Here is a 20,296-nt window from a genome sequence, read left to right as displayed (position 1 = left end):
AGATGGTTTATAAATATATTTTCTATTAATCTAAGATTTTTTTGTATGAATTTTATATTTTATAGGAGGTTTTTATGGAATATGTTTATCATATGGTACCAAAAGAATTAAAAGGAGAATATTTAATCCCATTAAATGAATTGAAAAGGTTATATCCAAATTTATATGGTGAGTATATACAAAAATATAAAGATCATCCTCAAAGAGAGAACTTATTAACACGTAAAATACCAAAACTTGAATGTTTATGGAATGATGTCGTGCATTTTTTACCAATGCATCCTTATGAGATTTATAAAGTACTACTGGAAATAGGAGTAAACATTCATACAAATAAACTGTTTTATAAAATTCCTATTAGCGCACTGAATGGTGAGTGTATGGCAATATACAAGTACTCAAAGCAGAATTGGGGTGGACCAATTAGAGAATTAAAAGAATGTGAAATAGAACTCATCAACTTTAATGAATATAGAGAATTAAAGCATTTAAATATCTGTACAAAAGAATATTACAGAGAGGAATATGAAAAGGGTAGAAAATTCGGGATGTTTCACCTAATTCCACATCTTCTTGTCAAAGGAAAAGTGGAGGTGAAACATATTGAAATCATTAATTGGAGTATTGACCCAGTTAATGATTAATGTTACAAGTATAAAAAAATAAGATACCAATTTGAATTGATATAGGGCTTCCGAGAATGGAAGAGTAATAAGATTCTATACGTAATAGTAAAAAGAAGCTTACTAGAAGCTTCTTTTTTATTGCTATTTTTCACATGCGACTCCATCGCCATCTTTGTCTAGTTTACGGCTATACCCTGGTTGATCTTTATATAACGGAGCTTTCCCAGCAGCTCTAACTGCATCACAGTTTTTGTAATATGCATTACTAGTATTTCCTGCAGCAGGTTGTGTTTGAGCTTGCTGTGCTTTTTTCTGTTCCTCTTGTTGTTTACGAGCCTGTTCATCAGCTAGACGTTTTTGTTCTTCTTGTTGTTTACGAGCTTGTTCATCAGCTAGACGTTTTTGCTCTTCGGCTTGGCGTTTTTCATCCTCTTGCTTACGAGCTTGTTCATCGGCTAGACGCTTCTCATCCTCTTGCTTTTGAGTTTTCTCGTCCGCTTCTTTCTTTTTATCATCTTTTTTCTCTGCATTATTAGAAGCGACTTGTTTATTTGTTGCTGTCGTCTTTTCAGAAGAAGGAGCTGAAATACTTGATAATGCAACAAAAATGACAAATAAAATAGCAGTGATAATAAATTGTTTTTTTGCTACACCTGTCTTTTTAATTACGGATAAGATTGCTAGAACAAGGAAAAAAATAAATAAAATTAAACTTAAAGTAGCAAAAAAATCGATGACTGGGTGTTCAGATTTTGTAGTGCCCATTCCTATTAAGAGAATTGAAATCATAAAAAGAATAACAGTAGGACGACCATATTGTTTTGCTTTTCCATTTTTCTTAAAGAATGAAATGATACATAGTATTAAAAGAATAAAAGCAATAAAAAATAAAGCTGCACCAATATTACTCAAAATCGCCATTTTTATACCTCCATTTGTAAGATTTTCACTATTGATTATATAGGAACTTATTGGATATTACACGATTTATATAAATTTAGAAAATTAGTATTTTTAATAGACTTATAAACATTTATTTCGTATATAAGGAAAAATAGATATATTCCCTATTACATTTTTAAAGAAAATTCATAAAGTATAATATATCGATTGAAAGGAGGGGGGTTTAAATGGAATTTCAATTATTGGTAACTTGTATATTACAAGAAGGTAATGCTTTCTTTTTAGTAACGAAAGTAGACGATGTTATTACGTTAAAAGTACCGATTACTGCGGGAGTAGCAGGTTTATTCTTAGCTTTAGGTGTACCAAGATGTTCTTAATTTAAGTTTCTAGAGTAGAAGGGAAGGGATATACCTTTCTCTTCTACTCTTACATAATATGATTATGTAAACTAAAATATGTTTTGTAATAGCACGTTTAAAATGGACATGCATATACTATAATGTTTCATTGGATGTTAGTGATGAAAGGTAGTTTTCACACGTGCATGTAGTGATGTTCATTAAGTTATGAAATTAAAGAGGTGCTTTTATATATGAAAAGAAGAACATTTGATATTCCAGTTACATTACGAAGAGAGTGGTTTTTAATAGAGTTGGCTCATTTAACGAAAAAATATGGAATTGAAATTGCAACTAGCAAAATGGATGCTGCACCGTTTTTAAGAGATCAAGTTACGGAATCAAAAATAGGGTCAGGGCTCCAATACGATAAATATGATGATGAGTATATTATTGATTTATAATAAAGAAGCTGCGTATAAAAGGTTAGGATAAAGACCTTTTATACGCAGCTTTTTTAGCTAGAAATATATTGAGAAATTTTTAATGAGCTGAATAGGAAAAGGAATGAATAAGTGTTGAGAGAATAACGTTTCATAAGAAAGGACAGTTATTATTTGTTTCACTTGCAAAATAAGTCAGAAATAAATAACTAGAGTGAAAATAGTGCTTCCTTTCAAAAAAAAGGGGGAATGTTAATGAGGATTTTGCAAAGGTGTATGGTATTACTTCTTGCATTTTTTATTATGGCTCCAATGACTGTTAGTACGAAGATAGAAGCGGAAGAAGTAAAAGAGATTAAAACGGGATTTCCAGATAAAGAAGTATTTACACCTGGAGAATGGTTTTTAGGTCAAAAACCTGCTAATTACGATGGGAATAAGCCTCCAATTCTCTTTGTGCAAGGACGGAATGGGAATGCTGATAGTTGGTATGGAAAGACAGTGTATCACGATATAAATGATATGTATGACTATGCTTTGAAAGCAGGCTATCAAACAGTATTTATACAATTATATGATGCTGCTGGGAAAGGGTCGGCTAGTCAGTGGGATAACGGAAAATTGTTAGCACAAAAATTAGAAGAGATATATAATCATTTCGGTAAAAAAGTTAATATTGTAGCACATAGTAAAGGCGGTATAGATACACAGGCTGCATTAGTAGGATATGGTGCAAATCGATTTGTCGGAAATGTTATTACGCTTGCGACGCCACATCATGGATCAAATTTAGCGGACTTATCATATAGTTGGTGGGCAGGATGGCTGGCTTCTATATTAGGTCAAAAAGATGATGGTACGTACTCATTACAAATGGGCGAAATGGCAAAATTTCGTTCAACGATTGATAATAATCCAGCAGCTAAATTAAACCGTTATTATACAGTTACTGGGACTAGCTGGGGCCCTGTATTTTCCGCGTTATCAATGGGCGGATTATATTTGTCATCATACGGTTCAAATGATGGACTAGTAAATGAGTGGAGTGCTAAGCTGCCGTATGGAACTCATTTATTTACAGATTCCAGATTTGATCATGATAATATACGAAAGGGATCAGCTGTTTTCTCACGAATTGAACCATATTTACGTACAGCAAATGTACCAGTTCCAGCTTTAGTAGCATCTAGCACTAGTTCAAATGAAAATATAGAACAATTAAATACAACTTCAAACCAAAACATTTTAGGAGGGGAATTGCCACAAAATCAGTGGATAGAGCAAACTGTTGCGGTTGATAAAAAGGCAGTAGGAATCGTTTCTATATTAACTGCTTCTTCGGATGTAGAAGTACAAATGATATCCCCAAAAGGAAAAATATATACAAATAAGGATAGCGTTATAACTACTGGTGAAGGTCAATCTTTCTTTGGTGGTGCGACAATTAGAACCTTTAAACTTGATAAAATGGAAATAGGAGAATGGAAAGTTAAAATGATGGCGAAGCAGTCGAAAGATGCATATTTAGTTGTAAGCGATTACAATAGTGGCGCGCCATTTGTTCTCCAAATGCCTACAAAAGTTAAAGCGAATAAATCTGAGTATAAACTGAAAAAATCACCTGTGGCACCTGAAATGAAAGGAGATCTTTCTATAACAGTAAGAATCGTGAATAAAGAAGGAAAACTAGTCTCTGAATTTAATGAATTACAAAATGCTAATAACAATACATTTACTGGTGCTTTGAAGGACATAAAGCAACCGGGAGTATATAACGTTACGATGGATATAAAAGGAATGAATAAAGAAGGGCAGCCTTATAATCGTACAATTGTTAAGTCTGTTTATGTGGAGAAGTAAGAAAGAATGAGAAGTTTGTAATATAATAAGTACCGAACTTTTGTAGTAGAAGAGTTCGGTACTTTTTTCATGTTTATTAGATTAACAGAAAGGTACACTAGAATTTATGTTTGATGATGGGAATCTAAAGAACATTATAAAAAAAGATGCTGAAATAGCATCTGAACGTGAAGATGATTATTAACTTAGTTTTATAACTGTTAATTCAACTGAATTGATACCATTATCACAAGTTATAATACTTTGGCGATTAAAACCACTATTATTTTTCAGTTGAAGAGTTGAATTAGCTGGTACTGTAACAATCGTTTCGCCTGCTAGTTGAAGACATTCGTTATTTGATGAAGTATTCATTTGAAAAGCAAAGTCACCTTGACTATTAGCAAGTGGATTATTATTTAAAAATATAGTCATGACTGGAATATGTGGAAATACAGGGTTTAAAGTAGTGTTAATACTTGAAATGAAAGAAACTCTATAATCACCAGCTTGACTAAATTGTATCGTAGTCGGATTCAGTAGGGAAACTCCTCCTGCTATAGGGCCAACGTGATTAAATGGAAAAGGATCGCCAAAAGGAACAGTTATAAACTCAGTTTGCCAAAAAGTGCCGTATGCTGGACAGCTTTTTTTACAGGAACTAGAAGAGGAATTGCATGAGCATTTTTTATATGAGCTAGAAGAAGATTTACATGAACATTTTTTAATTGAGTTTGAAGAATGATGGTATGAACCCAATATATTACCCCCTATTATGAATGAAGTGTATACTCGTAGTATTTTATGCCTGTCTTATATAAAAGGTGATAGATTTGGAGTATAAAGTGCTAATACGATGAAATATAGTAATAGAATAGTAGCTGTAACAATTTTTGAAGAAAAAAGGTTAATGATTTGATAAGAATATAAGTGGAATATATTGGAATGTTGTAGTGGAGCGGGAACGCATATTTTACTTTCACATGTAAAAATAAAACCAGTAGTCTCAGTTGCAATGATGTGATCGTTTAAGTGAATGTCTGTCTTTTAAAACGTTTGTATATTAGAGTTTATGGTTGTTACTCTTTATTTACGTAGTGGAGCAGGAAGAAGACGAAAAGTATCGAATGAATGTACATATGTAGTATTGTTTGCTTTTGGTGTGAATAGTAGTTAAAGATACGTTGAAATATTTTAAACCGTAACAAAAGAGAGATTAAATAATAGAGGGAGCAACTTACATGGAAAATATATTAAAGGTATCTTCAAAATCAAAACCGAATTCAGTTGCAGGTGCAATTGCAGGTGTACTAAGAACAAGTGGTAATGTGGAAATTCAAGCAATTGGAGCGGGTTCTTTAAATCAAGCAATTAAAGCAATTGCGATTGCAAGAGGATTTGTCGCTCCAAGTGGTATTGACTTGGCCTTTGTTCCGGCATTTCAAGAGGTTACTATTAATGATCAAGAAAGAACGGCGATTAAATTAATTATAGGTCCTAGGAAGAGAAGGTCTTAAAAGAAAGTGTTGATATGAATAATTTGGAAAGGTTGATAGATAAAGTAATAAAAAGACCACTCTCATTTTTGAAGTGGTCTTTTGTATTTTCGTATTTCATATTGTGGATACGCCCCACATACTGAATTCGTAGTGGTATTCAGTGCGCTCAATAACAATCCCGAATTCTAAATCGTCCCCAACTAATACAAAATCTGCATATCCAGTTAGAAATCTTGATATGGTTGATAACGCTTCTAAATTCTCAAATACTTCAGCAATGTTCAGTTTAACTGCTTCAAATTTACCACCCTTAGAGAAAAAGAGTCTCCCTTGATTAACTGGAAATTTAATAGTTTTAGCTATTTCTTTTAACAATGCTATTGATAGTATTCTGTTTTCTTCATAATTAGTGCTACCAAAATTTTTTATGTTTGAAGTTTGTGCTAGCGTATTAAATAAGTCTTTACAAAATAAATCATTAGATTCTGGATCCATAAATGAGTCCATAGAAACTGTAACAATATTAGAAAGTTCGTCTATCAGTTCTTTTCTACTACCATTTCTTTTTGCTTTCATTTTTAGAATTTCAATTCGGCTTTTATTCATATTACTCAAAATTTTTCACACCTTTACTCGCGTGGTGGGTGAATAAAACCCCACTGACTAAAGTTTTACTTGTTTTTCTAAAAAGGGGATACATGCAAGTTTCCTTTAAGATTCTATCAGTTTGTTCCTCTACATATCTGAGGCGTTTTTCGAAGTCGGTTTACTATTATTTATTTTCATTTAGCATAGCCTCTAATTTATCTAATTCAATAAGTAGAGGATCGTCAAATCTTTTTACGAGACCAGTTTTAGTATAGGCTCTCATTGCGCCTTTAATTCCACGAGATTTACTTTGCAGATATGTGGCTAAACGGTTTAATCGTTTTAATAAATCTTTAATGAAAATTTATCAAATACAGTTAAGTTAAAAGTCGATTATTTGCTCGTATTTTCCACTCAATTAATATAAAACGAACAACCCTAAAACTGCTCATTCTTCTCCCGAGATTCAACGATATTGTATGGAAAACCTTATTATATCAAGGTTTATAAGTGCTGATTTTTCTTGATGCACACATTTTGCTCACATTAAATCTTTGCATTTGTTATCAGGTGTTTTCATTAGATTTTATTATGCTCTCGAAGTTTTCTGCTGCTTGTTGCTGCAAGTTTTGTGTGATGTGACTATACTTGTCTAAAGTCATTTGAATAGATGAATGCCCTAAGCGATCTTGTACGATTTTAGGGTGTTCCCCAGCCTGAAGCATGAGTGTAGCGTGAGTATGTCGTAAGTCGTGTATACGAATCCGAGGAACATCAGCTTTTTTATAGTGATCATTCAAAAAGCGATGAGGAGCATCTATATGTAAGGGCGAATGTATCGTATTGCCGGTGAAAATAAAGGCTTCTTCATTCAAGTGTATACCCCAGCGGAAAAATTCTTTCTTTTTATAGGAGTAGTAGGATTTAAACAGTGTATTTAATAATATGTTCTCATTTAAATGTTCAATTTATTTAATAATTTTTCTATTTTCTTTAATTCATTATTACTCTGTTCTACAAGATATTCATCAGGACATTCTTTCAATATATCAAAAAAGTTTTCTGCTCCTTTTAATAAAGTTAATAATAATTCATCTTTATTAAAATAAGTTTTTTCTCCTGCAATAGATAATAAAATTTGCTCTTGCGAAATAACCTGCATTTTTACCTCTAAAGGTTGGTCTGGAAAATCAAAACTTACATCGTTTTGATTTTCAAACAATTCTTCAATTGCATTTATGAAATATGACCATAACTGATCAATCATATCCCACTCTTTAAATCCTAAAATAGTATTTCCGTAATAGTTTATTATTATTGCACCTTCCATACAATCAAAATCAACAACTAGTTCTAAACATTTTGCATTATTAAAATGTATGAAATATTCAAGAAAGTTACTTTCGATATTATCTAATGAAGTTATTATTTTATCATTTTTTATATATGATTTTACACTAATCATATTAACGTCTCCTCGGATTTCTATTTAGGATATAATTGTCCTATTCTGCCATTTTTAAATCCAACAATATATGTTATTCCATCTACTTTTCCCTCAATTTGATACACACCTTTTGTTCTTATTTCTATGAACGTATTAAGGAAGGGGAGTGCCTAGTATTTATGTCCATTATCTTACTGTTCTTCATAGGGACCATCCTAGGGAGATATTACATATATATAATTATAATAATAAATGGTTAAAGTTTCCTCAAAAAAAATGTATTTTACAACATATGTGTTTGTTATAGTTCTCAATAGGTAATCCACGGTAATACCTATTTATCAAGGGGATTGTAATACAAAATTTATTGTGGGAATTTATGTTGAATGAATGGTTTTTAAAATGAAAATCGCCCTAGTACAGTTTAATTAAAAGGATATTATTTGCTCACATTTTGCTCACAAATAATATAAAAAAACGCGAAAAAATATGAAATACCTCTTTGGAATAGAATATAATATAACAAATAAAAAGTGTCACAAATGCTTGTATAACAGGCATTTGTGGCACTTTTATAGTTTTATATAATATAAAACGAACAACCCTAAAACTGCTCATTCTTCTCCCAAGATTCTACAATATAATGTGCAATCGTCGGGTTGAATCCTTTCCCAACTAAAAACATAATTGCAGCAACTTCTGTTAAAGCGTGTTTGTGTGATGTGTGTTTTGCCTCATTTAAACCGTAATCTACCCAAGGTTTTACGAAATCTAGTACAGGTTTCTTTAAAGGTAAAAACTGTGTACCGACAACTTGTTGAATTTGTTGTTGTGTCGGTTCTGTAATTGGTCCAGGTGGTAAGATTTGTGGTTGTGTAATATCGAATGTTGGTCCAGGAGGTAAAATTTGAGGTTGCGTTGGATCAATTGTTGGTGGTTTAGGTGGTGAGACACGTGCGTCGTAGTTTGGTTGATACATTTGTTGTTGATATTGCGGTTGTTGTGGCTGAGTTGGGTATGGGTTTTGTTGGTATTGTTGTTCTTGATTTTGTGGTGCTACATATGGATTATGTTGATATTGTTGTCCCTGATTTTGCGGCGCTGCATATGGATTTTGTGGATAATCACCTTCTTGGTATTGCGGTGTTGCGTATGGATTTTGTTCATATTGTTGCTCTTGTTCTTCATATTGTTCTGTATACCTTTGTTCTTGTTCCTGAGGGTAAAATGGTTGTTGTGGGTAGGGCGGTTGATTATTATAGAACATACTTATTCCTCCTTCATGATGATGCCTACCACCTAGTGTATGGGCGGACAAGAAAATATGTGATGAAAAAATGCGGGCGTGTTACAATAAGTAACTGGGTGAAGATAAAATGACAAAACAAGAAAAGATTCAAAAAACAATTACTTTTGTAAAACATATTTTAGAAAAAGATGCGAGTGGGCATGATTGGTATCATATTGAGCGCGTACATAAACTGGCGATTTCTTTATCCGAGCAAGAAGGGGGAAATCGTTTTATAATTGAAATGGCAGCATTACTTCACGATGTGGCAGATGAGAAGCTAAATGAGAGTGAAGAAGCAGGAATGAAAAAAGTTTCTGATTGGTTAGAAGAGTTACATGTGGAAGAAGAGGAAAGCAAACATGTTCTTCATATCATCGCCAACATGTCTTATAAGGGTGGTCATGGTGGCAAAGTGAAGTCACTTGAAGGGGAGATTGTTCAAGATGCGGATCGCTTAGATGCTCTTGGAGCAATTGGAATAGCTCGCACATTTGCGTATGGTGGAGCAAAAGGGAGATTAATGTATGATCCAACTATTCCTCCGCGTGAAGTGATGACGAAAGATGAATATAGAAAAAATAACGATCCATCTTTAAATCATTTTTATGAAAAACTTTTGAAACTAAAAGACTTAATGAACACGAACGCAGCAAAACAAGAGGCTGAAGTTCGTCATCGTTATATGGAACAGTTTATTGAACAATTTATGAAAGAGTGGAATGCACAAATATGAAAATGTTAACTGTGGAAAACTTATCGAAATCATACGGAGAAAAACCGTTATTTGATGGATTATCATGTAGTATTACAGAAGGACAACGTGTCGGAATTATTGGTGTAAACGGTACTGGTAAATCGACATTATTAAAAATTATTGCAGGGTTAGAAATTCCTGATACAGGTGATATGACGCATTCACGTGGGTATACAATTAGTTATTTATCACAGCAACCAGAGTTTGATGAAAAGCTTACTGTATTAGAGCAAGTGTTCCATGGTGATACACCTTTAATTCGTCTTCTTCGTGATTATGAACAATCGTTATTAAATATCGAAAAAGATCCAAGTAATGAAAAAGTACAGGAACAATTATTTGCAGTGCAGCAACGTATGGATGCGATGAGTGCATGGGAAGCAAATGCGAATGCAAAATCGTTATTAACGAAATTAGGAATTACAGATTTCACTGCAATTGTTGGGAATTTATCTGGTGGACAGAAAAAACGTATCGCAATGGCACAATGTTTTATTGAAACACCTGATCTATTAATTTTAGACGAGCCTACGAACCATCTGGACCATGAGACAGTGGAATGGTTAGAAGAATATTTAGCAAGATATACAGGTGCTGTATTACTTGTAACCCATGATCGTTATTTCTTAGATCGTGTAACGAATCGTATTTTCGAATTAGATAATGGAAAGCTATATAGTTATGAAGGAAACTATAGCACGTTTTTAGAAGCGAAAGCTTTGCGTGAGGAGCAAGAAATTGCGCAAGAATCAAAACGTCAAAACTTATATCGTCGTGAACTAGCGTGGATCCGCCGTGGTGCAAAAGCCCGTTCTACGAAACAAAAGGCGCGTATTCAGCGTTTTGATGAGCTTAAGGGACAAGAAGGCCCAGCTGCAAAACAGTCAGTTGATATTGCACTAAGTGGAAGTCGTCTAGGAAAGAAAGTACTTGAGTTAAAAGATGTAACGAAAAAATTTGGCGATAAGACGGTACTACATAATTTTAATCATATTGTGAAACCAGGCGATCGTATCGGAATTATTGGGGCAAATGGAAGCGGGAAATCTTCTCTATTAAATATGCTTGCAGGCAAGTTAGCTCCTGATAGTGGTGAAGTTGAAGTAGGACAAACTGTAAAAGTTGCTTATTATACGCAAGAAAATGAAGAGATGAATTTAAATCAGCGTATGATTGAATACATTAAAGAGATTGCAGAAGTTATTCATACGACAGACGGAAAAGTAATTGGTGCATCTCAAATGCTAGAACGTTTCTTATTCCCGACGCATTCACATGGCACACCGCTTGGTAAACTATCTGGTGGCGAGAGAAGACGTTTATACTTATTACGTATATTAATGGGAGAACCGAACGTACTATTACTGGATGAGCCTACGAATGATTTAGATACACAAACATTAACAGTGTTAGAAGATTATTTAGAAGATTTTCCAGGTGTCGTTTTAACTGTATCGCATGATCGTTACTTCTTAGATAAAGTAGTAGATGAGTTGTTCATCTTTGCAGGAGAAGGAGAAGTGCGCGAATTTCTAGGTAGTTATACGGATTATTTAGAAATGGAAAAAACGAGAGAACTTATTGAGAAAGCGGAAGTGCAGAAAGAGAAAAAAGTGGTAGAAGAAGCTCCGAAACAACAACGTAAACGTAAACTTTCATACAATGAGCAGCGTGAATGGGAAACAATTGAAGATACAATTGCCGAACTAGAAGAGAAAATTGAGTCAATTGGAGAAGAACTTGCGAAAGTTGGATCTGACTTCACAAAGGCACAAGAATTATCTGAAGCACAGCAGAAAACAGAAGAAGAGCTAGAAAAAACGATGGAAAGATGGAGTGAACTATCAGACATCGTTGAAGGATTAAAATAAAAACAAGCTGCATATATTGAAAAGTAAAGAGAAAAACTTTACACTATTGGTAGAACCTATTTTAGGAGGGAAAAAATGAGAACATCTAATCCAATGTTGAAAAAAGAGGCATTCCGTAAAGAGGGAGCAAGCGCTTCTACGATGACGATTGGCGGAACAGTAGGCAAAACGTTTATTATGCTTATCTTGCTACTTGCAACGTCTGTCTATTCATACATACAAATGATGCAGGGGACGATGAAGATGCCTGTATTAATTGGTGCTTTAATCGTTGCGGCAATCATCGCATTTGCGTCTATGTTCTTCCCGCGTATTTCACCTTTTGGTGCACCAATCTATGCAGCGGTAGAAGGGGTTGTATTAGGTAGTATTTCAGCGGTTTATACAATGAAATTTGGCGATTCTATCGTTTTAAATGCTGTATTACTAACAATCTCAATTCTATTTGCAATGTTAGTGTTATATGCAACACGCGTAGTAAAGGTAACGGATAAATTCCGTACAGGCGTGATGGCAGCAACACTTGGAATTATGGTTATGTATTTAGTCGTATTTCTATTAAACATGTTTGGTGTGACTGTTCCATACATTCACCAAGGCGGTACAATCGGTATTATTATTAGTGCAGTTGTTATTGTAGTTGCTGCATTAAACTTATTACTAGATTTCGATTTAATCGAAAATGGTGTACGTAGTCAAGCTCCGAAATATATGGAGTGGTACACTGCGATGGGACTAATGCTTACATTAGTTTGGTTATACTTAGAAATTCTTCGTTTTGTTTCTTACTTTACGAAAAATGACTAATAAAAAAATCCTGCATGAAAAATGCAGGATTTTTTTATTTTCAAAGATTTTGATCAGTGGGGCTCTTACTGCCCGTTAATGCGGGATAAATTGAGGGTATGGTATAATATGGATGGTGATAGTTTGAATTGAAGGGGATGGCATATGATGAAAGAGAAGAAAGGGATTATGAAAAAACTATTTTCTAAAAGTTTTTTCATAGAACTAGATGAAGCTTTAACATATCCGTCAGCAGAAGTTATTACTTCAGCAATAGAAGGATATGCGGCTGAATGTAATGAAAAACTAAAATTTGAGAGTAAAGTTAAACCGATTACTTTTTACTTAGAAAATGTAATGTACCGCGTTGAAATAAAGATGGCTCGCGGTGGATATTACATATCATGTAGTGAAGTATAAATTTTGAAACCTTACATGTTTAAAATATGTAAGGTTTCTTTTTTGTTTTTATAAGATATAAAATAATATTTTTCACTTTAAAATATATTATTTTACGTTTTTTACCCTTCAAACCTTTTTCTTTACAATGAAGAAAAATATGTGAGGTGGTATAACTTATGATGAATCGAGTTGTATTAATCGGTAGATTGACAAAGGAGCCAGAATTATACTACACAAAGCAAGGCGTCGCTTATGCACGAGTATGTGTTGCGGTGAATAGAGGTTTTCGAAATAGTTTAGGTGAGCAACAAGTAGATTTTATTAATTGTGTCGTTTGGCGAAGAGCGGCTGAGAATGTAACTGAATATTGTACGAAGGGGTCTCTTGTTGGAATTACCGGGCGTATTCATACGAGTAATTACGAGGATGAACAAGGTAAGAGAATATATAAAACGGAAGTTGTAATTGAGAGCATTACATTTTTGGAGAGAAGGCGGGAGGGCGCATCGTAATAAGAGGGGACTTTAAACAATGGGTTTTGGGCAATTAGGTTGAAAGATAAAGTGTGAGGATGGAAAGAAATCAGCAAAATAAAGCATCCGAGTAGGTTTAGAAAGGTGGAACATGTTACAATACACCTAAGAACATGCAATAAAGGAGAGTTTTTTACGTGAAGATTAAAGCAATTGAACCGACGCCAAGTCCAAATACAATGAAAGTTATTTTGAATGAAGTATTACCATCAGGAGCGCGTAATAATTATACAAATGAAAATAAAGAGCAAGCACCAATGCAAGTGCAAGAAATTTTGAAAATTGAAGGCATAAAAGGTGTATATCATGTAGCCGACTTTTTAGCGGTGGAGCGAAATGCAAAGTATGACTGGAAAGTTTTATTACAACAAGTTCGTGCTGTTTTCGGCGAAGAAGTAGTGGAAGAAAGTGAAGAACAACAACTTGCTCATTTTGGAGAAGTGAAAGTGTTTGTTCAAATGTTCTTTACAATTCCAATGCAAGTGAAGTTAACAGATGGAACATCGGAAGAACGTGTTGGTTTACCAGATCGTTTTAAAGAATCAATTATGAAAGTACAAATGTCTGCACCAAACGTTGTAAAAGAACGTAAATGGGTGGAACAAAGTACACGTTACGGTAATTTTGAAGAAATCGGGAAAGAAGTAGTAGAAGAGATTGTTGCTGCTTATTCAGAAGAACGTGTAAATGAAACAGTTAAAGAATTATTAAACCAGGCAGGTGCTGTTGAAGTAACGATTCAAAAGCGTGAGCCATATAAAGTAACAGAAGAGATGATGAAAGATGCTGACTGGAAAAACCGTTTTGCGGCATTAGAACAAATGGATCCTACTGAAGAAGATATGCCAGTGTTGAAGATGGCGTTAGATGATGAAAAAGTTTCGATCCGCCGTTTAGCAACAGCGTATTTAGGTATGGTAAAAGGTGATGGAGTATTGCCGTTATTATATAAAGCGTTATTAGATCGTTCAGTAAGTGTTCGCCGTACAGCGGGCGATTGCTTATCAGACGTAGGTGATCCAGCAGCGATGTTCGTTATGATTAAATCTCTGAAAGATTCAAGTAAATTAGTACGCTGGCGTGCAGCGATGTTCTTATTTGAACTTGGAGATGAAAGTGCGATTCCGGCATTAAAAGCAGCGCAAGATGATCCAGAGTTTGAAGTAGCAATGCAAGCTCGTCTAGCATTAGAGCGTATTGAGGGCGGAGAAGAAGCAAAAGGTTCTGTATGGAAACAAATGACGGAGTCTCGTAAAGGGGAATAATGTATGATTGTTTTCTATGATAGTTGGTGTCCGATGTGTACGGCGGTTGCAGAACGTACGAAAAAATTAGATAAAAAGGGTAAGATGAACTTTGTTTCATTTCGAGATGAAGATGTAGTTGAGAAGTATGAACTTTCTCAAGAACTACAAAGGAAGATGGAACAAAGGTTGTATATTTTAAAAAATAATAAATGGTATGACGGAATTCATAGCATACATGTATTAGCAAAGACCGTTCCATCTTATTGGTTTGCCGTTCCTTTTATAAAGCTATCTATTGTACTTGGATTTGGAAGTAAAGTATACGATTATATCGCTAACAATAGAAAACTTGTTCCAGTTGGACATTGCCGTGAAGGGGTATGTGAAATCCCTACAAAAAAATGAAATCATCGTTATCTTTCTTTTGCACCTATTAATAGAGCGTGATATGATGAATTTGGAATGAAAGTTGAAGGAGAGATTACAAGATGTCAAATGCTTATGAAGAATACATGCGTCAAATGGTAATCCCAATGCGTCAAGAATTAGTGCGTTCTGGGTTTGAAGAGTTAACTACAGAAGAAGCTGTAACAGAATTTATGGAAAACGCATCAGGTACAACTTTAGTAGTTGTAAACTCGGTTTGTGGTTGTGCAGCTGGTTTAGCACGTCCTTCAGCAGGTCAAGCAGTTGTTCGTGCTGAAAAACAACCTGATCATCTTGTAACTGTATTCGCAGGTCAAGATAAAGATGCGACTGCAAAAATGCGTGAATACTTCGGAGAAATTCCTCCATCTTCACCATCTATGGCATTATTAAAAGGAAAAGAAGTTGTTCACTTCATTCACCGTCATGAAATTGAAGGTGCAACTATGGACGAAATTATTACGAACTTAGAACAAGCTTTCGAAAAGAATTGCTAAAGAAGGGGGAGAGTATATCTCCCTCTTTTCTTTATATAGAGGTGAAACAATGATCGTAACAACAGCAGGAAGAACCAGCAAAGAAATGACAGATTATGCAAATAAGGTAGCAGCAGAATTAAATCGTTCTTTCGTTAAACGTAATGAAATTCCAGTACAAAAACTGCATGAGCAGTATGAACAAGATGTACTTGTCGTAGGCAAAAACCGATTAGCCATTTATCCAAAAGGAACGGAAGAGTCGTTTTTCTTTCATCCAAACTCAGCGATGTTTCGTGTGAAAAGGTTAATGCGAGGAGAACACGATCCATTTGTACAAGCTGCTAAATTAGAGAGCGGAATGACAGTGCTAGATTGTACGCTCGGTATGGCATCAGATAGTATTGTAGCTAGTTATATTGTTGGTGAAAGTGGAAAAGTAACAGGACTTGAAGGCAATGAATATATGGCTTACATCATGGGAAATGGTTTGAAAACATGGTCTTCATCCGTTTCTGAAATTGATGAAGCAATGCAACGAATCAATGTAAAGCAAACGGAGCATTACTCATTTTTAAAACAATGTGAAGATAATAGTTATGATGTCGTGTACCTTGATCCAATGTTTGAAGAAACTGTTATAGAATCAGATGGAATAAAAGGATTAAAACACTTCGCTTTGTATCATGATATTACTGACGAAACAATTGCGGAAGCGAAGCGTGTGGCGAGAAAGCGTGTCGTTTTGAAAGATCATTTCCGTAGTTCTAGATTTGAAAAACACAATTTTCACGTATACAAAAGAAAAAGTGCGAAGTTTCACTTTGGTGTAATTGACCCTTGCTAATTGTTTGAAAAGATGTATAATAAGCAATAATTAATTAAATATACTATCTGTGATGAAGAGAGTAGTCTTTTTTAGAAGGAAAGCGAGCTAGGGATGGTGTGAGCCTAGTGCGGAAGAAAAAGATGAAGCGCACTTCGGAGATGCTTCTTGAATGAATAGTAGAGTAAGCCGAGGCCCCCTGTCCTCGTTATAAACGGGAAAGTGGTTCGTAATGAACAACAAGGGTGGTACCACGGGTTAAAACTCGTCTCTTTTTTAGAGACGAGTTTTTTGTGTTTTAAAAAATAAGGAGGTTGTAATATGGATTACAAAACGCAGTTTGCGGAAAGTTTATTCAATATTTTCACGAATGGATTAACGCAAAAACAAATTTTAGATTTAATTGAAACACCGAAACAAGATGAATTCGGAGATGCAGCGTTTCCATGTTTTTCACTTGCGAAGCAATATAAAAAATCACCAGCTATTATCGCAAAGGAAGTTGCGGAGAAATTAAGTGATCCATTTTTTACGAAAGTAGAGGCTGTTGGTCCTTACGTAAATGTATTTTTTAATCGTGAAACTGTAAGTGATGCAGTATTAAAAACGATTTTAGCGGAGAAAGAAGAGTACGGTCAAAATCACTTAGGATGTGAAAAGACTGTAGTTATCGATTATTCCTCTCCTAATATCGCGAAGCCTTTTTCAATGGGGCATTTACGTTCTACAATGATTGGAAATTCACTGAAACATATCGCTGAAAAATGCGGCTATGAAGTTGTAGGAATTAATTATATTGGGGATTGGGGAACACAGTTTGGAAAGTTAATTACTGCTTATAAAAAATGGGGAAATGAAGCAGTAGTTAAAGAGGATCCAATCCGTGAATTATTTAAGTTATATGTTCAATTCCATGAAGAGGTAAAAGACGACGAAGAACTAGAATCAGAAGGGCGCGCTTGGTTTAAGAAATTAGAAGAAGGTGATGAAGAGGCAGTTGAGCTTTGGAATTGGTTCCGTCACGAATCCTTAAAAGAATTTTCTCGTATTTATGAACTTCTTGGTGTTGAATTTACTAATTTTCAAGGAGAAGCTTTTTATAATAATTTAATGGAAGATTTTATTGAAATTTTAGAAGAACATGATTTGCTTGAAGAGTCAGAAGGCGCGTTAGTCGTTAATTTAGAAGAAGAGGGAATGCCGCCTTGCTTAATTAGAAAATCAGATGGTGCGACGATTTACGCAACGCGTGACTTAACGGCAGCGTTATATCGTCAAAATACATTTGGGTTTGATAAAGCGTTATATGTAGTTGGCCCAGAACAAAGTTTACACTTCAATCAATTTTTCACTGTATTAAAAAAGCTTGGCTACACTTGGGTTGACGGCATGGAACATGTACCGTTTGGGTTCATTTTAAAAGATGGTAAGAAAATGTCGACCCGTAAAGGAAAAGTTATTTTACTCGAAGAAGTACTTGAGGAAGCAATCGAACTTGCAAAACAAAATATTGAAGAGAAAAATCCAAACTTAAAACAAAAAGAAGATGTAGCAAAGCAAGTTGGTGTAGGGGCAGTTATCTTCCACGATTTAAAAAATGAGCGTATGCATAATATTGAATTCTCATTAGAAAACATGCTGAAATTTGAAGGTGAAACAGGGCCGTATGTACAGTACACACATGCACGTGCTTGCTCTATTTTAAGAAAAGAAAGTGTAGAATTTGAAACGTGTACGTTTGCATTGAAAGATGATTATAGCTGGAGCGTTGTAAAATTACTTAATAAATTCCCACAAGTAATTGAAGCGGCCTTCAACAAAAATGAGCCATCTATTATTTCAAAATACGTATTAGATGTAGCACAATCGTTCAATAAATATTACAGAAATGTACGTATATTGGAAGAGAGTGAAGAGAAAGACAGCAGACTTGCATTAGTGTATGCTGTGACAGTTGTATTAAAAGAGGGGTTACGTTTACTTGGGGTGGATGCTCCTGAGGAGATGTAAAATAGTAGTAAACTGGCAAACCGGTTTTGGTATGAACCTGGTTTGTTTTTTTATTTGGATATATAATTCTTTTGCAAAATCAATTAAAATCTTTTTAGAGAGGGTGATTCATATTGATCCGAACTTTTATTTTACAAATTCCTTGTCATAGAAGATTAGAAAGAAGTTTCCTTAAACTACAAAAGTACATACCTTTATGTGCGCGTTGTACAGGCATGCTTATCGGTATTTTACTGTTTCCAATTTATTTTTATATGACACCTTCATTTCTTATAGCAATCATACTATCCTTTTCTGCTCAAATTCCGTTACTTATTGATGGATTCACCCAAAAGTGGAAATGGAGAAGCAGCACAAATTTGCTAAGAGTAACTACCGGTGTATTAAGCGGTATGGGATTACTCATTTCATCTAGCATTATATGGATTCTTTCTTAAAGCATATATTAATGGAGGTATTTACATAAATGTTCTGGGTTTACTTAATCCTAATTTTTATTTCAGGCGGAAGTGGAATAGGTTTTATAATTCAAAACAAGTATACAGAAGCAATAATAGCTTTTGTTATTTGCGCACTACTGATTGGGCTACTGTATTATTATCTTAAAAGAAACAAAAGAAAGAGAAAATCAGATTGTGGCGATGTAGACTGTACGGATTGTTTAGATTGTGATTGTACTAATTAAACTTCTAATCATCTACCTTTCTTCTAAATCAAAAGCTAGCGTATCTTTAAAAATACACTAGCTTTTTTGCTTTGAAATTTTAAGAATGGTGTAGGAATACGGCTATTGTATAGAGAACTTTAGTTTTGTATATAAAAGGAGGCGTTAAACTTGGAAACGTACGATTGGAATAGTAAATTAACATATTTAAAAAACACGAGAGATCTATATTACAATGATGATTATGTAAGCTTTTTAATAAATACTGTGTGGAAGGTTACTAAGCCAGTACATATCGTTGATTATGGTTGTGGATATGGTTATTTAGGCTTAATATTAATGCCTTTACTTCCAGAAGGGTCAAAGTATACAGGCATTGATAGTGGAGAAACATTACTAACTGAAGCGAGAGAGTTGTTTCGTTTCCTTCCGTATGATTCAGAATTTCTTGAAGGAGATGCTACAGAAATTGAATTGAACGATAAATACGATATAGCAATCTGTCATGCTTTTTTGTTACATATGAGTTCACCAAAAATGATGCTAGAAAAGATGATACAGTCAATTAAGGATGGTGGTAAAATAATCTGTTTTGAACCACATTGGATATCAAATATGTCTTCATACTCTTTAGATGGAGAGAACCAATCGGAAATTATTAGGTTAGGCGTTTTGCAGAAGTTATTTGAAAGTGACACGCAGAGAAGTGGACAAGATGGAAATATTGGTATGAAAATACCGATGTATTTAAGTGAATTAGGTGTGAAAAATATTGAGTGTAGAGTGAGCGATAAAGTGAACTTTTTAGACTCTAATATACATCACAATGATAAAAACGATTTGTATCATTCATTAAAAGAAGAGGGGATAGCGGGCAATCCAGGAGATAAACAGCAATTTATAGAACGTTTAATGGTTAGAGGGTTAACATATGAGGATGCGTTAGCTCAATATGAAGCTGAACTACGATTTTTTAAAGCATTTCATTTACATTCCTCTTTAGTATACGCTCCGAATATGAAAATTACATTTGGTGACAAAGTATGTTAAAAGGTAGCGATATTTCGAGGGATATCGTTTATTTTGGAAATCGCTGATATATTTGAATTATCGCCGATATAATTTCATGTACTGATTTTAACTTTCGAAAGATAAGATCCACATGTTACGTTATTCCATATAATTAAATAAAATATGGAGAAAAACAATCATTTTTACTATATTTTGTTATAAATTCGAATAATATTAAATAATACTATCCATTATAGGAGATTTTAGTTGAATACATACTATATGATGTGTAGAATCTAAGCAAGTAGCAGTA

23 protein-coding genes, 1 pseudogene and 1 other annotated feature are annotated in these 20,296 nt (G+C 34.2%); of the genes and pseudogenes, 18 read left to right on the top strand and 6 right to left on the bottom strand.

Annotated elements, in window-relative coordinates:
• The first annotated feature begins 74 nt into the window (after window positions 1-74).
• Window positions 75-644, top strand: a complete 570-nt coding sequence (locus QCI44_RS17485) for a group-specific protein (protein ID WP_353811354.1) — start codon at window positions 75-77, stop codon at window positions 642-644.
• A gap of 123 nt (window positions 645-767) precedes the next feature.
• Here QCI44_RS17485 and QCI44_RS17480 read toward each other — a convergent pair whose 3' ends face one another.
• A complete protein-coding gene (locus tag QCI44_RS17480) occupies window positions 768-1,547 on the bottom strand; it encodes an excalibur calcium-binding domain-containing protein (protein ID WP_353811353.1) in 780 nt (259 codons plus the stop codon).
• 209 nt (window positions 1,548-1,756) lie between these two features.
• Between QCI44_RS17480 and exsG the strand changes: the two genes are divergently transcribed.
• The 3 genes from exsG to QCI44_RS17465 all read left to right on the top strand — a co-directional run bounded on the left by exsG (window position 1,757) and on the right by QCI44_RS17465 (window position 4,173).
• Window positions 1,757-1,909 carry an exosporium protein ExsG gene (exsG, locus tag QCI44_RS17475; protein WP_000395678.1) on the top strand — a complete coding sequence of 51 codons (153 nt, stop codon included), beginning with the start codon at window positions 1,757-1,759 and terminating at the stop codon, window positions 1,907-1,909.
• A gap of 215 nt (window positions 1,910-2,124) precedes the next feature.
• The gene (locus tag QCI44_RS17470) at window positions 2,125-2,334 is read left to right on the top strand and encodes a hypothetical protein (protein WP_016088109.1); all 210 of its coding nucleotides are present in this window, start codon (window positions 2,125-2,127) and stop codon (window positions 2,332-2,334) included.
• Window positions 2,335-2,616: 282 nt separating this feature from the next.
• Window positions 2,617-4,173 carry an esterase/lipase family protein gene (locus QCI44_RS17465; RefSeq protein WP_431154523.1) on the top strand — a complete coding sequence of 519 codons (1,557 nt, stop codon included), beginning with the start codon at window positions 2,617-2,619 and terminating at the stop codon, window positions 4,171-4,173.
• A gap of 180 nt (window positions 4,174-4,353) precedes the next feature.
• Here QCI44_RS17465 and QCI44_RS17460 read toward each other — a convergent pair whose 3' ends face one another.
• A complete protein-coding gene (locus QCI44_RS17460) occupies window positions 4,354-4,911 on the bottom strand; it encodes a hypothetical protein (protein ID WP_016134296.1) in 558 nt (185 codons plus the stop codon).
• 482 nt (window positions 4,912-5,393) lie between these two features.
• On the opposite strand from QCI44_RS17460, the gene spoVS reads away from it, so the two are divergent.
• Window positions 5,394-5,669: a stage V sporulation protein SpoVS gene (gene spoVS / locus QCI44_RS17455; RefSeq protein WP_016088106.1), complete on the top strand. Its 276-nt coding sequence runs from the start codon at window positions 5,394-5,396 to the stop codon at window positions 5,667-5,669.
• Between the two features lie 96 nt (window positions 5,670-5,765).
• Here the strand turns inward: spoVS and QCI44_RS17450 are convergent, their stop codons facing one another.
• From QCI44_RS17450 to QCI44_RS17435, 4 genes and pseudogenes are all read right to left on the bottom strand, one after another.
• The gene (locus tag QCI44_RS17450) at window positions 5,766-6,266 is read right to left on the bottom strand and encodes a YxiF family protein (RefSeq protein ID WP_000069070.1); all 501 of its coding nucleotides are present in this window, start codon (window positions 6,264-6,266) and stop codon (window positions 5,766-5,768) included.
• 539 nt (window positions 6,267-6,805) lie between these two features.
• Window positions 6,806-7,165: pseudogene (locus QCI44_RS17445) on the bottom strand (site-specific integrase); the annotation flags it as partial.
• 29 nt (window positions 7,166-7,194) lie between these two features.
• Window positions 7,195-7,704: a hypothetical protein gene (locus QCI44_RS17440; protein WP_353811352.1), complete on the bottom strand. Its 510-nt coding sequence runs from the start codon at window positions 7,702-7,704 to the stop codon at window positions 7,195-7,197.
• Between the two features lie 586 nt (window positions 7,705-8,290).
• Entirely contained in the window at window positions 8,291-8,953 is a 663-nt protein-coding gene (locus QCI44_RS17435; RefSeq protein WP_016088105.1) for a hypothetical protein, read from the bottom strand.
• Window positions 8,954-9,062: 109 nt separating this feature from the next.
• On the opposite strand from QCI44_RS17435, the gene QCI44_RS17430 reads away from it, so the two are divergent.
• The 13 genes from QCI44_RS17430 to QCI44_RS17370 all read left to right on the top strand — a co-directional run bounded on the left by QCI44_RS17430 (window position 9,063) and on the right by QCI44_RS17370 (window position 20,022).
• Window positions 9,063-9,710 (top strand): HD domain-containing protein, encoded by a 648-nt coding sequence (locus tag QCI44_RS17430; RefSeq protein WP_000165959.1) that lies wholly within the window; start codon window positions 9,063-9,065, stop codon window positions 9,708-9,710.
• Window positions 9,707-11,602 (top strand): ABC-F family ATP-binding cassette domain-containing protein, encoded by a 1,896-nt coding sequence (locus QCI44_RS17425; RefSeq protein WP_116363094.1) that lies wholly within the window; start codon window positions 9,707-9,709, stop codon window positions 11,600-11,602. Before QCI44_RS17430 ends, QCI44_RS17425 begins: the two co-directional genes overlap by 4 nt.
• 75 nt (window positions 11,603-11,677) lie before the next feature.
• Window positions 11,678-12,409 carry a Bax inhibitor-1/YccA family protein gene (locus QCI44_RS17420; RefSeq protein ID WP_116363093.1) on the top strand — a complete coding sequence of 244 codons (732 nt, stop codon included), beginning with the start codon at window positions 11,678-11,680 and terminating at the stop codon, window positions 12,407-12,409.
• Window positions 12,410-12,553: 144 nt separating this feature from the next.
• On the top strand, window positions 12,554-12,808 hold the full coding sequence (locus tag QCI44_RS17415; RefSeq protein WP_016134349.1) for a DUF4318 domain-containing protein: 255 nt from the start codon (window positions 12,554-12,556) through the stop codon (window positions 12,806-12,808).
• A 158-nt stretch (window positions 12,809-12,966) separates the two neighbouring features.
• Complete coding sequence (locus tag QCI44_RS17410; RefSeq protein ID WP_016088102.1) at window positions 12,967-13,302, top strand: single-stranded DNA-binding protein; 336 nt, start codon at window positions 12,967-12,969, stop codon at window positions 13,300-13,302.
• Window positions 13,303-13,460: 158 nt separating this feature from the next.
• Complete coding sequence (locus QCI44_RS17405; protein ID WP_016134350.1) at window positions 13,461-14,588, top strand: conserved virulence factor C family protein; 1,128 nt, start codon at window positions 13,461-13,463, stop codon at window positions 14,586-14,588.
• A 3-nt stretch (window positions 14,589-14,591) separates the two neighbouring features.
• Complete coding sequence (locus tag QCI44_RS17400) at window positions 14,592-14,975, top strand: thiol-disulfide oxidoreductase DCC family protein (protein ID WP_016088100.1); 384 nt, start codon at window positions 14,592-14,594, stop codon at window positions 14,973-14,975.
• 83 nt (window positions 14,976-15,058) lie between these two features.
• The gene (locus tag QCI44_RS17395) at window positions 15,059-15,493 is read left to right on the top strand and encodes a BrxA/BrxB family bacilliredoxin (RefSeq protein ID WP_000063703.1); all 435 of its coding nucleotides are present in this window, start codon (window positions 15,059-15,061) and stop codon (window positions 15,491-15,493) included.
• Between the two features lie 49 nt (window positions 15,494-15,542).
• Window positions 15,543-16,319, top strand: a complete 777-nt coding sequence (locus QCI44_RS17390; RefSeq protein WP_016134351.1) for a class I SAM-dependent methyltransferase — start codon at window positions 15,543-15,545, stop codon at window positions 16,317-16,319.
• Between the two features lie 40 nt (window positions 16,320-16,359).
• Window positions 16,360-16,574: a binding site (T-box leader), on the top strand.
• 45 nt (window positions 16,575-16,619) lie between these two features.
• The gene (argS, locus tag QCI44_RS17385) at window positions 16,620-18,308 is read left to right on the top strand and encodes an arginine--tRNA ligase (RefSeq protein WP_016134352.1); all 1,689 of its coding nucleotides are present in this window, start codon (window positions 16,620-16,622) and stop codon (window positions 18,306-18,308) included.
• A 113-nt stretch (window positions 18,309-18,421) separates the two neighbouring features.
• Complete coding sequence (locus QCI44_RS17380; RefSeq protein ID WP_353811351.1) at window positions 18,422-18,745, top strand: DUF2085 domain-containing protein; 324 nt, start codon at window positions 18,422-18,424, stop codon at window positions 18,743-18,745.
• 29 nt (window positions 18,746-18,774) lie between these two features.
• Window positions 18,775-18,993: a hypothetical protein gene (locus tag QCI44_RS17375; RefSeq protein ID WP_016088096.1), complete on the top strand. Its 219-nt coding sequence runs from the start codon at window positions 18,775-18,777 to the stop codon at window positions 18,991-18,993.
• 150 nt (window positions 18,994-19,143) lie between these two features.
• Window positions 19,144-20,022: a class I SAM-dependent methyltransferase gene (locus tag QCI44_RS17370; protein ID WP_016134354.1), complete on the top strand. Its 879-nt coding sequence runs from the start codon at window positions 19,144-19,146 to the stop codon at window positions 20,020-20,022.
• Window positions 20,023-20,296 lie beyond the last annotated feature (274 nt).

Source organism: Bacillus cereus group sp. RP37, assembly GCF_040459695.1.
In the GTDB taxonomy this organism is placed as follows: Bacteria; Bacillota; Bacilli; order Bacillales; family Bacillaceae_G; genus Bacillus_A.
This window is presented reverse-complemented; position numbering and strand designations above follow the sequence as displayed.